A 12,133-nucleotide genomic window follows, 5' to 3' on the forward strand; every position below is an offset into this window, starting at 1 on the left:
AATTCAGAGTTACCAGGTGCTTCCCCTGTTGGTTTCGGCCGACTTTCTTACCCTTTTGCCGCCATGACTAAAGTCATTCAATTTCTCGCCGATTCAGAGTCCAAAGCCTTTGATCTAGAGCACCGGCGCAAGATTCGCTTCAACATTGGCAAGTACAACGCGGCCGTGCAAACTGGCCTCACTTGGTACTACGATCATGAACTGGCGCGGGAGCGGGCCTCGTACTTGAAGGCGAAGGTGATTAATAACCTCGATCAGTACTTGCTGGAGTTTGAGCGCAACTTCACGGAGCGCGGCGGCAAGGTTATTTGGGCCCAGAATGCGGAAGAAGCCTTGTATGAGATTGGCAAAATCATGGCCCGCCGCCACGCCCGCACGGTGGTGAAGGCCAAGAGCATGACCACTGAGGAGATTCACCTCAACAAGTTTCTGGAGAAAAACGGCATCGAGTCGATCGAGACGGATCTGGGCGAGTACATCGTGCAGCTCAACGGCGAGCGGCCCTACCATATCGTGACGCCGGCCATGCATTTAAGCAAGGCCGACATTGCTGCCATCTTCGTTAAGCACCTCGGCATCGAGCACACCGATGATGCCCAAAAACTTGTGCTTACCGCCCGCCATTTGCTACGCGATAAGTACACCTCGGCCGAAGTGGGTATCACGGGGGGCAATTTTCTGATTGCTGATACCGGTGCCGTGGCTGTAACCGAAAATGAGGGCAACGCCCGCTTGTCGGCCACGTTTCCGCGCACGCACATCGCTATTGTGGGCATTGAGAAGGTAATTCCAACGATGCAGGACCTGAACCTGTTCTGGCCCTTGCTCAGCACTAGCGGCACCGGTCAGCAAGTGACGGTGTACAACACCATCTACACCGGCCCGCGCCAGCCGCTGGAAAAAGACGGCCCCGATGAGATGTTCGTGGTGCTACTAGATAACGGCCGCACCAATCTGCTGGCCCAGCCCGATAAGCGGGAGGCGCTGCACTGCATTCGCTGTGGCGCTTGCCTAAACGTGTGCCCGGTGTATAAAAACATCGGTGGCCACACCTACGAGGCTACGTACTCGGGGCCCATCGGCTCCGTGATTACGCCTCATCTATCGGGTATGGCTGAGAATAAGCATTTGAGCTATGCTTCCAGCTTGTGCGGCGCCTGCACATCGGTGTGCCCGGTGAAGATTAACATTCACAACATTTTGCTCAAAAACCGGCAGCAAAGCGTAGCAGAAGGCCACATGGACAAAGAAGAGCGCATTGCTATTCAACTGTGGATGCGCACCATGAAGAGTCGGCGCTTGCTGAACTTACTGCCTGCCAAAGCTAAAAACTGGGTGCTGATGCGCATGTTGAGCCAAGTGGGCTGGAACAAGCGACGCGACGCGCTAGAGGTGGCGCCCAAGTCATTCAACAAGATGTGGAAGGAGCGAAAATAGCCCCCTTCTCGCTGAATGGCAATATTTTATCATTAAAACCAACCCTCAGAGCTGAACAAGAGTAGAGAAGCGGCATACCCGTGTTCTACTCCTACTCCTTATGCTCGATTTATTATCGCATGTTCTGGCTTTTGCAGCCGGAGCAGCCTTGGTAATTTATACTGTAATGGGAGCTATACGCTCCTTTGTATTGCCGCGCAACGATCTGGTAATCACCAACAAGTGGACCTATCTAATTATTCGGCGCCTGTTCAGCAGCCTTACTTCGCTGTTTAGCACCTTCGCCCAGCGCGACCGCATAATGGCTATGTACGCTCCTACCAGCCTTATTATGCTGGAAATAAGCTGGCTTCTGATGGTGGCTGTGGGCTACACCGGTATTTACTGGGGAATTGGCGAAGGCTCCTTGATTGATTGCTTTAAAATCAGCAACAGTGCTTTGCTTACCTTGGGTTCTGATGATGCTAAGTCCATAGCGGGCAGCATTTTGACCTACTCCGAAGCAACCTTTGGGCTACTGCTGCTTACTCTGCTCATCTCTTATCTGCCGACTATTTACCAAGCCTATTCGCGGCGCGAGCTGGTAGTAGCTCGCCTTGAGCGACGAGCCGGCACACCAATGTCGGCTCCCGTCCTGCTGATCTGGCTTAATCGTACGGGCTCCCTGCTCGACGATGGACCGCAATGGGAAGCCTGGGAAGAATGGTTTGTAGAGCTGGAGGAAAATCACACCTCACTCCCCGTATTGGTTTATTTCCGCTCGCCGCAGTCGGGCCGCTCGTGGATAACGGCGATGGGCACACTCCTCGACGCGGCCGCCCTCATCATGAGCACCGTCGATCAGCGCCGCGACGCGAAGATCGAACTATGCTTTAAGGCCGGCTGCGTTGCGCTCAACCGGGTATACCGGTATTTTCAGGAACGTATTCGCTCGACACCAGAGTCATATGGTGGAGAAAATGACCCTATGAAGGACCCACAGCGCACCGAATTTATGCGCACCTATGACCTTCTGGCCGACACTAGCATTCCACTAGTTGCGGATAAAGAAGCGGCTTGGGAAAAGTATCATCTGCTGCGCAGGCATTACTCACACGCAGTAGAGTATTTGGCCAAGCTCACGATGGCACCGGACCTCAAACCGATTACGCCCCAGGCCGGTGACACGAAAGAAGCTGACAAGTGAATTACCCCGGAGTGAAAAAGCCCCCTGGAAGCTTCTGGGGAGCTTTTTTATTCAAAAAACTTAACTTAATAATTGTTTTCCTCATCGGGTAGAATATTGATGTCTTGCACCAATACATGCTGTTCTATCTCGCGGCCGCGGGGCGTGTTAGCCAAGCCGCCGAGGGCGGTTTCTTTATAGCGCGTTTCCATGCTTTGGCCTACTTCGCCCAGCGCCATCACGCACTGATCGACGGGAATAACCGGATTAACGCCGGCAATGGCAATCTGGGCAGAGGAGAAAGCGATAGCCGCCGCCGAGGCATTGCGTACCACACACGGCACCTCCACCAATCCCGCCACTGGGTCGCAGATGAGACCCAGCATACATTGAATAGTAATGGCAACAGCCGCGAAGGTTTGCTCTACGTCGCCACCCAGGCAATACACAATAGCGCCGGCGCCCATCGCGGCGGCGCTACCTGTCTCGGCCTGGCAGCCGCCCACGGCCCCGGCCAATGAAGCATTCTGCTCGATGATGAGCGCAATGCCAGCCGCCACAAGCAAGCCTTCGTGAATTTTATGGTCGTTGAGTTTATGCAAATCCTGGAGCGTAACCAGTACGCCGGGCAGAATCCCGGAGGCTCCGGCAGTAGGTGCAGCGACCACCCGACCCATGCACGAGTTTACTTCCTTCGCACCCAATGCCCTGGTGATTAGCTGCTTAAACTCGGGCGACAATACCGTAACCGGTGAGGCGGCAATCTTCTTGGCGCCGTTATTTACCATACCCGAGCGGGAAGTCATATTCTCAGTGAGGCCGGTATGCACGGCCTCGCGCATCACGTCGTAGGCGCGCTGCACGCCAACCCAAATTTCCTCTTCAGTGCGGCCCTTCTGCTCAATCTCGTAGGCCAGCACAGGTTGATAAAGCGCTTCCCCAGTACGGGCGCAATGGGCTTCCCAGCTGGCAAAATCGGTGAATAATAAAGACATAATGGGTGGGAGGCAAAAGTGGGTGGAAACTCCCTATTTCAACGCGAAACAGTAGAGAGGGGTGCAAAAATTGCGATAATTTCCGCAGCAGCTTCGTGGGTGCTGCACAAAAAAGCAGCTACCTGGTTAAGGTAGCTGCTTTTCACGCTTTAGCTGAACACAGGTTAAGCGCTGTGCTGTTTTACTTATGCTTTCTGTGGCTCCGTCACTAGCTGAACCGAGGCAGAATTAATGCATAAACGCAGGCCGCTGGGGGGCGGTCCGTCGGGGAATACGTGGCCCTGGTGGGCGTCGCAGACGTTGCAAAGCACTTCCACACGGGTCATGCCGTAGCTGGTGTCTTTCTTGTATTTGATGGCATTGTCCTGCACTGGTTGGGTAAAGCTCGGCCAGCCCGTACCCGATTCAAACTTGGTGCGCGAGTCGTAGAGCGGCGTACCGCAGCAGACGCAGGCGTACAGGCCAGCCTCGTGGGCCTCGCAGTATTCGCCACTGAAGGCGCGCTCCGTGCCATGCTCGCGCGTGACGTGGTATTGCTCAGGGGTGAGCTGGGCTTTCCACTCGGCGTCAGTTTTGACTACACGGCGTTCGGGGGGCATATTGCCATTATTGGCGAGACGAATTACATCGTTCCAGGTTTGCATATTCTTGTGGTTCGGTCAGAGAATGTATTAATGTGCAAACGCCGTGGGCGCCGTGGAAGTTTAAATAGATAGCCTGATTGCGTTCTGGTCGTTTTAGCAAAATAGTTTTTCTGATTTCGCTAAGATTAAAGTAAGCAGAAAGTGCGAGCACAAAGCAACGCGTGTCTCATTTTCACGCTACACCTTATCATGAAGATCCTCACTGCCGCCCAAACCCGCGCCGCCGATCAGGCTACCATTCAAGCTGAAGGCATCAGTTCCGAAGCACTTATGGAGCGCGCTGCCACTACTTTCACTGATTGGCTCACCGCTCGGCAGTCGCCCAAGGAAGCCGGGGAGATAGTGATACTCTGTGGCCCCGGCAATAATGGCGGCGACGGCCTGGTGGTAGCCCGCCGGCTGTATGGCCGCGATTATGCGGTGCGGGTAGCCGTGTTACCGTCGGAAAACCAGTCTGCTGATTTTCAGAAAAACTTCCAGAAATTACCCCCCGAGATAATCGTCACCGAGCTATCAGCCACAAATTTGCCCCCCATACCAGCGGGCACTCTGGTGATTGACGCGCTGTTCGGTACTGGTCTGTCCCGGCCGCTAGAAGGGCTAGCCGCTGCCGTAGTGCAGCATCTGAACACTGCTTCGGCACGCGTGGTAGCCGTAGATATCCCGTCCGGGCTTTTCTCCGATGCACCCCAACCAGCCGACAGCGCTATAGTAAGGGCTCGGCACACGGTCAGCTTTGAGTTGCCAAAGCTGGCCTTTATGCTGCCTCATAATGCTGCGTATGTTGGCCAGTGGCACGTGCTGCCTATTGACTTAGACCAGAAGTTTATCCAAGAAACCGCGACCAAACTTCACTTCATTGACGCCGCATTATTAGCCGGACGGCTTCAGAAGCGGGCACGTTTCGCTCATAAGGGCACCTATGGTCACGCGTTGTTGCTGGCCGGCAGCAAGGGCAAGATAGGAGCAGCGGTGCTGGCCGCGCAGGCCTGCCTGCGCAGCGGCGTGGGCCTGCTTACGCTGCGAGTACCCGCTGTTGGCTACGATGTGGTGCAAACAGCAGTGCCCGAAGCTATGTGTCTCACCGACCCGGCTGCCGATTTCGTGTCCGAGTTACCCGACCTTGCCCCCTACTCCAGTATCGGAATCGGTCCCGGGCTGGGCAAAGAAAAAGCCCCCCAGCAGGTGCTGGCGCAACTACTACGCGAAGCGAAAGTGCCGCTCGTGCTGGACGCCGATGCCCTGAATATCTTGGCCGAAAATCGGGAGCTATTAGCCACACTTCCACCCAATTCGCTGCTCACCCCGCACCCCAAAGAGTTTGAACGTCTAGCAAGTCCCGCCCGCGACGATTACCACCGGCTAGATTTGCTACGCGATTTCTGCCAAAAGTATAGCTGCTATACGATCCTGAAAGGGGCTAACACGTGCCTCGGCACTCCCGATGGTACGCTTTACTTCAACAGCACCGGCAACCCCGGTATGGCCACGGGCGGCTCGGGCGATGTACTCACGGGCATTCTCACCGCGCTCCGTGCCCAGCCGCTTTCACCATTGGACGCAGCCCTGATTGGCATCTATGCCCACGGCCGCGCAGGGGACTTAGCAGCCCATAGCACCGGTGAAGCCGGCTTAGTTGCGGGAGATATAGCGCGGTTTATAGGACCAGCTTTGGAAGAGTTAACGACGAAAGAATCGTTCTAGAGGTGCTTGTTGAGTAGATATTGAGGGCTGCTCAAGACACCCAATACACCGCGAGAAACTGCACCAGCATTACGCCATCGGCCAACAAAGCGAAGTAATAATCGGGGCGCATTTCATCGGCGTACCACACAATTAAGGCTGCCAAAGCAGTGGGAATAGTAAGTACCAGTAGATAGAGCGGCGTGACGCCTTGGGGAATGAGGATACCCGCTACGGCCAAGGATAATAGAGCTAATATTTTGGTGGCTTTCACTCCAAAAATCCCCGGAAACGTGCGGGTGCCGCTCAACAGGTCTTTCGTATAATCTCGAATATCAAACACGAAAGCCAAAGCCAGAATAAAGAAAAACCGCCGGGCGAAAAGCACGATTACCACTGGTGCGGTCAGGCTTTTGTGCAGGTACAAAGCCGGAATCCAGACGGTAACGGCTGCCCAGACATAGGCAATCAGGAATACCTTGAGGAGCGGAAAATCACGCAGGGCACGCCAGCGGCCTCGAATGCGCACGATGGGCAATGAGTATAGCAGCGAAATAGCGGCCAGATGCGCCAGAAACCCGGTCATCGGCTGCCAGCCATCGAGCCAAAAAAGCCCCCCAGCCACTGCCAGCGCCCCCAAAGCCACCATAAACAGTTCCCGGCGGTGCTGAATCATCCAGAGCTTGCGGCCCGACAGCACGAGTTGTTGCCTATGCTTATAGGGCAACACGCTATCAATGTTATACAGGAATAGGGTAGCGGCAAAAATCATTACCCCCAACCGTCCCGGAATATCTACGCGCCAGAAAAGAAACGTAGCCCACGTGAGTCCCGCCGCCGCTGCCGACACCAGCACGCTGCTATACAGCACGGCATCTGTCCACCGCTTCAGGCCAGTAAAAGCGGAAGCAGGAGCAGTAGCCGGCGATTTGTCGATACTATCGTGCATGGCAGCGGGTGGGCAAGCGGGGGCAAAAAGCTCAACGCTCAGTCCCAAAGGTACGGTTCCCTCTTATTTGCCCGTTTCGGCGTAATTCGCATCCACGGGCTTCGATTCAGGGGAGCCTTTCTGACGCAGAAAAATGGATAAGACCACGATGGAAACGATGGACAGGAACTCGCTCTGCCAGTTTTGCAGCGACTCAAACCAAAACCGGGAGGTTTGCATGTATCCCCACACGCTTATCGGTGGTTCACCTACGTGCACCTGCTCGATATTATAGACCTCGGCTCCACCCAACGCGTGCAGGTACAGTGCGCCCAGAAACAGCAGAAAAAAAGTTAAGCTGAGCGAATTCTGATATAGCTTCAATACCCAGCCGCCACGCTTCACTGCGCTCGGCGCATCCGACTTGCTGGGGTCAGGATCTTGGTCTACTTCCTCTTTTTCGTACAGCTTTTTCGACTCAGAGGAGCCCCGTTGGCGCAGCCACACAGTGAGCAACACGTACAGGGCCATTTGCAGAAACTCGCTTTCCCAGTTCTCAAATGTGGCTTCTATGAAGTGTCCTGATTGAAAATACTGGCCTAAGGTGAGCGGAGCCAGCTCCATTTGCTTCAGCTCATTGTTGTAGTCGTGCCAGCCTGTAAAGAGCTGCCCCACCAGCGTCAGCACAACTAAAGTAGTGACGACAAGCGATAGACTGTTCTCATAGAGCCAGCGCCATGTGGGCGATGCGGGTGGGTGGGTGAGCATACACCGCCTTACGACGGAGCCCCAAAAAAGATAAGCGGTCCGCCGGCAAACTACCAGCGGACCGCTTTAAAGCACAGAAATATCCCTTTTTACAATTCCACGCCAGCGGGGCGAGGCTTCACGGGCGGGGTTGCGCCACCTAACGGAAATGTATCGTTATAAAGCTTGATGCTGTCGGCGATGATGCGGTAAGCATCTTCGCGGCCCATAAAGCGCTCTACCGAAACTTGCTTGTTCTCTAGGGCTTTATAATCCTCGAAGAAGCGACGCATCTCGCGCAGGGTGTGGGGGGGCAAATCGGCGATATCGTTGAAGTGATTGACCGAAATGTCATTGGCGGCCACGGCAATAATCTTGTCGTCCTCCTCATTCTGATCAATCATCTGCATTACACCAATGACTTTGGCCTCAATAATACACATGGGCACCACATCGACGGAGCAGATAACCAGAATGTCAAGCGGGTCTTTATCGTCGCAGTAGGTCTGAGGAATAAAGCCGTAAGCGGCAGGGTAATGCACCGCCGAGAACAGCACGCGGTCCAGCTTGAGCAGGCCGCTGGCCTTATCCAACTCGTATTTGCCTTTCGAGCCCTTTGGAATTTCGATGATGCCATTTACAACGTTCGGAGCGTTATCACCGCGCTCTACATCGTGCCAGGGGTTAAAGTGAGTCATTATTGTGAAAAAGAAAGTAAAATCTTGAAATCAGAAGTAAAACGCAGCCGCTGCTACGTGCGCGAGCTTGTAAAGAAAAAATAGCAGGCCGCAGGTGCGTACGGATTAGCTGGAATGAAGATGTCGCGAGCCGATAAAAAGCTGATTTTAACCGTTAAAAGCAGCTTCTAACTCTTAAACTAATGCTAACGCAAAACTTCCACTAACGGCTTGCCCGTGCAGCCATCCGGTTCCTGAATATGGAGCCAGCTGGCAATTGTCGGCGCAATATCGGTAATAGCAGCCGGAGCGCGCGATTCGCCGTGGCGCACGTGCCAGCCCCAGAACACTAACGGCACATGGGTGTCGTAGTTGCCCGACGAGCCGTGGGTAGTGCCTTTGTTGACGGGATAAGCATATGATTCTAGCCACCCTGGCTCCAGCACAACCAGAACGTCCCCGCTGCGCTTGGGAAAAAACCCGTTTTCCAAGTACATCAGCATGCCACTTTCCCAGTGCGATTTCTGCAAATCATCAGAGGTAATGGCACGCGTCACGCCCGCGAAATTCAATACAATGTCCGCTACCTCGTCCTGAAACTGACGAAGGTTTTGTTTGCGCTCAGCAATAAGCGGCCGGTTGAGATATATCTGCTGGTTGTCGTAGGCTAACACCCAGTTGCCGGCCCCATGCCGACGTACCAGATCACGCTGCACCGAGTCACGCATGATGCGTGGCCCCACTGACCCGGCCGGAATGCGGTGGTTCCGCAGGAAGTCGGGCGAGTGCGCCGCCCCATGGTCAGCCGACAGGAAAATCAGGGCATTGCCCTTGCCCACTGTTTTATCCAGATACTCCAGCAAGCGCTTTATTTCCAGATCCAGCCGCAGGTAAGTGTCTTCCGCCTCAATAGAATTAGGCCCGAACTGGTGACCTACGTAGTCGGGCGAGGAAAAACTCAGAGCTAGAAAGTCGGTTATACCACGCTGGCCAAGCTGCTCCGCGCGGATTGCTTCCATGGCAAAATCGAGGGACAGCGTATTGCCGAAGGGAGTAGAACGAATCAGGTCGAGGTTGCGGCCAGCAGCTACGGGGGGCTTTTCACCAGCGGTTTGCAGAGCTGTATTCGTCTGCGCGGTTGGCGCGGCGCTCAGCGTGGGCAAGTCGTGGGGAAATACAGGCTTGGCTTCCCCTCTGAAGGTGCTTTCCCAGGGCACATCGTCGGCGGTGCTTTCGGTGTATTGGGCGATGGGTAATAGCGTAGTCCAAGGCTTGTCGAGGTACTGAGCCGGCAGGTTGCGGCTATTAAACTTGGCTACCCACTCAGGCAAGCTGTTTTGGTAGAAGGTGCTGGTAATGAAAGCGCCGTTCACGCCATCATACCAGTAAGCACCCGTGGCGGAATGGCCGGCCGGCAGAATAGAGCCTCGATCCTTCATAGAAATCCCAATCACCTTCGCCTGAAAATTTGTAGCCAACCGCAGTTCGTCCGTGATGGTGCTCGTGAGCATATGGCGTGGCGACTGTTGCCCGGCCTCTGTCGTACCACCTACCGACTGCACCGTTTTGTCTTCGGTTACATACGTGGCGCGCCCGGCCTCACGCACGTACCAGTTGTTGCCCACAATACCGTGAACGGAAGGCGTGGTGCCTGTATAAATACTGGCGTGGCCCGGCCCGGTATAGGTCGGCACGTAGTTGTAGTGCGTGTTTTCGTAACTGAATCCTTCGCCGAGCAGCCGTTTAAAGCCTCCATTCCCGTACTTCTCCCAGTAGCGATAGAGGTAGTCGTAGCGCATTTGGTCTACCACTATACCTACTATCAGCTTAGGGCGGTCAAGGGGTTTTCCTTTTTTCTGGGCAAAAGTCGGTGCTGCCAGGACAGCGGCCAGCAACAGGAATAGGCTCTTTTTCAAAACAGTAGCGTATGTAACCGCCTGGCTTCTTGCGGTTGGCGATAAAAGCCAAGGTTTGCGGCCGCAAAGATAGACGCCCGCGGCCGTAATTCAGGGAGCCAGCAGCCGAAATAGCCTACCCACCGTACACCGACGGATTATCCTTTTATTAAAACTACTTTCTACTTGTATGCCTAACGCTTCCGACTACGCTCTCATCTTTGATATGGATGGAGTGTTAATTGACAATACTGCGTACCAAGCTCGCGCCTTTCAGCTACTATTTCGCGAACATGGGCTCACCACTAATGCACGACGGCTGCTAGAGCGCCTGAATGGTATGCCAGCTACCAATATCCTGAAAACAGTTTTCCGACATCCGGTGCCTGAGAGGGATCTTAAGAAATACGCCGATCAACGCGAGTTTCTGTATCGGGTTCTCTACTGGAATAAGCGCCGCGCGGCAGCTGGCCTCACCGACTTTCTGACGGCAGCGCGGGCCGCAGGTTTCAAAATAGGCCTCGGAACAGCTTCGCCTCCCGAAACAATAGAGTATATCATCGACCACTTAAACCTGCGTCACTTGTTCGATACTATCACGGGCAAGGCTGATGTAGAGCGGGGCAAGCCGCACGCCGACACGTTCACCGTTGCTGCTAAGCAGCTCGGAGTGCCGCCGGAGCGGTGTATTGTCTTTGAGGATGCGGTGCTAGGTGAACAATCAGCCTATAAAGCAGGGATGCGCTGCGTTTGCCTTAGCACTAGTGTGAAGGCCAGCAAGTTTCAAAACCCTATGAAAGTAATCAAGAACTTCACTGAAATTGCCCCCCAGGATGTATTTGATCTTATAGAACAACACCCTACTGCACCTAAACCTGACAAACAGCTAGCCCAACGCCAGTACGCCAAGCTTTGATATGCATTCTAGTGTTTCATTATATAAAAAAGCCCCCCAGAATAAATATGGGAGGCTTTTTTATGTAATAAAATCTTTTTTAACGACTTGCGGCCAGTGCTTCAGCACCACCCACAATTTCAAGAATCTCAGTAGTAATAGCAGCCTGACGCGTACGGTTATACGTGAGCTTCAATGATTTCAACAATTCACCAGCGTTTTCAGTAGCCTTATCCATCGCCGTCATGCGGGCGCCGTGCTCTGAGGCATTGCTCTCTAACACAGCCTTATACAGCTGCACCTTCAGAGACTGCGGAATCAATGTTTGCACGATTTGCTCCTTTGAGGGCTCGAAGATGTAGTCAACGTTGGCGGTTGGCGTCGCCGTGACAGGAGCCTCAACGGCTACGAGCGGTAACAACTGTTCAGCGCGTACTATTTGCGTAGCTACGTTCTTAAACTCATTATACACCATCGTCACCTCATCGAACTGCCCAGAACGGAAACCTTCCATCGCTTCCTCAGCCGCAACGCGTACCGTGTCGAATGATAAGGAGCCGAAAACGTGGTTGTAGTTACCCAGCATTGGCAGGCGGCGACGCACAAAATACTCGTGGGCACGCTTGCCAATAGCCAACACCGTTACATTACCGGCCGCAGCTTGAGCGCTGTAACGACTTGCCAACAACTGATTTACGCCTTTAAAAACGTTGCTATTAAAAGCGCCAGCCAAGCCGCGGTCAGAGGTAATGGCAATGACAAGCACACGGCGTACTTCGCGCTGCACGTTGTACTCACTTTCTACTCCGCTTTCAGCAGAGCTAGTCAGATTGCTCAGAATACTGTTTAGCCGCTGGGCATAGGGGCGCATACGTAGGATGTTATCCTGCGCGCGGCGCAGCTTAGCCGCCGCCACCATTTTCATGGCTTTGGTGATTTGCTGCGTGCTCTGCACCGATATGATGCGGCTGCGGACTTCTTTTAAGCTGGCCATTCTTAATTATCAACTTGTTGAATACCTGAGAACTGAATGATTAGCTACAAAAGTGACTTCATCCAATCCTCAG

At 53.9% G+C, this 12,133-nt stretch carries 11 protein-coding genes; 4 read left to right on the forward strand and 7 right to left on the reverse strand.

What is annotated here, in order from left to right:
* The first annotated feature begins 63 nt into the window (after window positions 1-63).
* Complete coding sequence (locus tag H8B13_RS17365; protein ID WP_187312087.1) at window positions 64-1,437, forward strand: LutB/LldF family L-lactate oxidation iron-sulfur protein; 1,374 nt, start codon at window positions 64-66, stop codon at window positions 1,435-1,437.
* Between the two features lie 100 nt (window positions 1,438-1,537).
* Window positions 1,538-2,623, forward strand: coding sequence for a hypothetical protein (locus H8B13_RS17370; RefSeq protein ID WP_187312088.1), 1,086 nt, complete (start codon window positions 1,538-1,540; stop codon window positions 2,621-2,623).
* A gap of 65 nt (window positions 2,624-2,688) precedes the next feature.
* Here H8B13_RS17370 and sdaAA read toward each other — a convergent pair whose 3' ends face one another.
* Both sdaAA and msrB read right to left on the reverse strand, forming a co-directional pair.
* A complete protein-coding gene (sdaAA, locus tag H8B13_RS17375) occupies window positions 2,689-3,597 on the reverse strand; it encodes an L-serine ammonia-lyase, iron-sulfur-dependent, subunit alpha (protein WP_187312089.1) in 909 nt (302 codons plus the stop codon).
* A gap of 185 nt (window positions 3,598-3,782) precedes the next feature.
* Complete coding sequence (msrB, locus tag H8B13_RS17380) at window positions 3,783-4,241, reverse strand: peptide-methionine (R)-S-oxide reductase MsrB (protein WP_187312090.1); 459 nt, start codon at window positions 4,239-4,241, stop codon at window positions 3,783-3,785.
* Between the two features lie 189 nt (window positions 4,242-4,430).
* Between msrB and H8B13_RS17385 the strand changes: the two genes are divergently transcribed.
* Window positions 4,431-5,945, forward strand: coding sequence for an NAD(P)H-hydrate dehydratase (locus H8B13_RS17385; protein WP_187312091.1), 1,515 nt, complete (start codon window positions 4,431-4,433; stop codon window positions 5,943-5,945).
* A 31-nt stretch (window positions 5,946-5,976) separates the two neighbouring features.
* On the opposite strand, the gene H8B13_RS17390 is transcribed toward H8B13_RS17385, so the two are convergent.
* From H8B13_RS17390 to pafA, 4 genes are all read right to left on the reverse strand, one after another.
* A complete protein-coding gene (locus tag H8B13_RS17390) occupies window positions 5,977-6,873 on the reverse strand; it encodes a UbiA family prenyltransferase (protein WP_187312092.1) in 897 nt (298 codons plus the stop codon).
* Window positions 6,874-6,936: 63 nt separating this feature from the next.
* On the reverse strand, window positions 6,937-7,620 hold the full coding sequence (locus H8B13_RS17395; protein WP_187312093.1) for a DUF6766 family protein: 684 nt from the start codon (window positions 7,618-7,620) through the stop codon (window positions 6,937-6,939).
* An 89-nt stretch (window positions 7,621-7,709) separates the two neighbouring features.
* Window positions 7,710-8,297 (reverse strand): inorganic diphosphatase, encoded by a 588-nt coding sequence (locus H8B13_RS17400; protein ID WP_133274276.1) that lies wholly within the window; start codon window positions 8,295-8,297, stop codon window positions 7,710-7,712.
* Between the two features lie 185 nt (window positions 8,298-8,482).
* Window positions 8,483-10,192 (reverse strand): alkaline phosphatase PafA, encoded by a 1,710-nt coding sequence (gene pafA, locus H8B13_RS17405; protein ID WP_187312094.1) that lies wholly within the window; start codon window positions 10,190-10,192, stop codon window positions 8,483-8,485.
* 169 nt (window positions 10,193-10,361) lie between these two features.
* On the opposite strand from pafA, the gene H8B13_RS17410 reads away from it, so the two are divergent.
* Complete coding sequence (locus tag H8B13_RS17410; RefSeq protein WP_187312095.1) at window positions 10,362-11,087, forward strand: HAD family hydrolase; 726 nt, start codon at window positions 10,362-10,364, stop codon at window positions 11,085-11,087.
* 79 nt (window positions 11,088-11,166) lie between these two features.
* Here the strand turns inward: H8B13_RS17410 and atpG are convergent, their stop codons facing one another.
* Window positions 11,167-12,060: an ATP synthase F1 subunit gamma gene (gene atpG, locus H8B13_RS17415; protein WP_187312096.1), complete on the reverse strand. Its 894-nt coding sequence runs from the start codon at window positions 12,058-12,060 to the stop codon at window positions 11,167-11,169.
* Window positions 12,061-12,133 lie beyond the last annotated feature (73 nt).

The organism is Hymenobacter sp. BT188, assembly GCF_014333585.1.
In the GTDB taxonomy this organism is placed as follows: Bacteria; Bacteroidota; Bacteroidia; order Cytophagales; family Hymenobacteraceae; genus Hymenobacter.

Excerpts from the sequence above, each read along its gene's own strand:
- H8B13_RS17365 (WP_187312087.1), top strand. The coding sequence starts at position 64 with ATGACTAAAGTCATTCAATTTCTCGCCGATTCAGAGTCCAAAGCCTTT.
- H8B13_RS17370 (WP_187312088.1), top strand. The coding sequence starts at position 1,538 with ATGCTCGATTTATTATCGCATGTTCTGGCTTTTGCAGCCGGAGCAGCC.
- H8B13_RS17395 (WP_187312093.1), bottom strand. The coding sequence starts at position 7,620 with ATGCTCACCCACCCACCCGCATCGCCCACATGGCGCTGGCTCTATGAG.
- msrB (WP_187312090.1), bottom strand. The coding sequence starts at position 4,241 with ATGCAAACCTGGAACGATGTAATTCGTCTCGCCAATAATGGCAATATG.
- sdaAA (WP_187312089.1), bottom strand. The coding sequence starts at position 3,597 with ATGTCTTTATTATTCACCGATTTTGCCAGCTGGGAAGCCCATTGCGCC.
- H8B13_RS17410 (WP_187312095.1), top strand. The coding sequence starts at position 10,362 with ATGCCTAACGCTTCCGACTACGCTCTCATCTTTGATATGGATGGAGTG.
- H8B13_RS17390 (WP_187312092.1), bottom strand. The coding sequence starts at position 6,873 with ATGCACGATAGTATCGACAAATCGCCGGCTACTGCTCCTGCTTCCGCT.
- H8B13_RS17385 (WP_187312091.1), top strand. The coding sequence starts at position 4,431 with ATGAAGATCCTCACTGCCGCCCAAACCCGCGCCGCCGATCAGGCTACC.
- H8B13_RS17400 (WP_133274276.1), bottom strand. The coding sequence starts at position 8,297 with ATGACTCACTTTAACCCCTGGCACGATGTAGAGCGCGGTGATAACGCT.
- atpG (WP_187312096.1), bottom strand. The coding sequence starts at position 12,060 with ATGGCCAGCTTAAAAGAAGTCCGCAGCCGCATCATATCGGTGCAGAGC.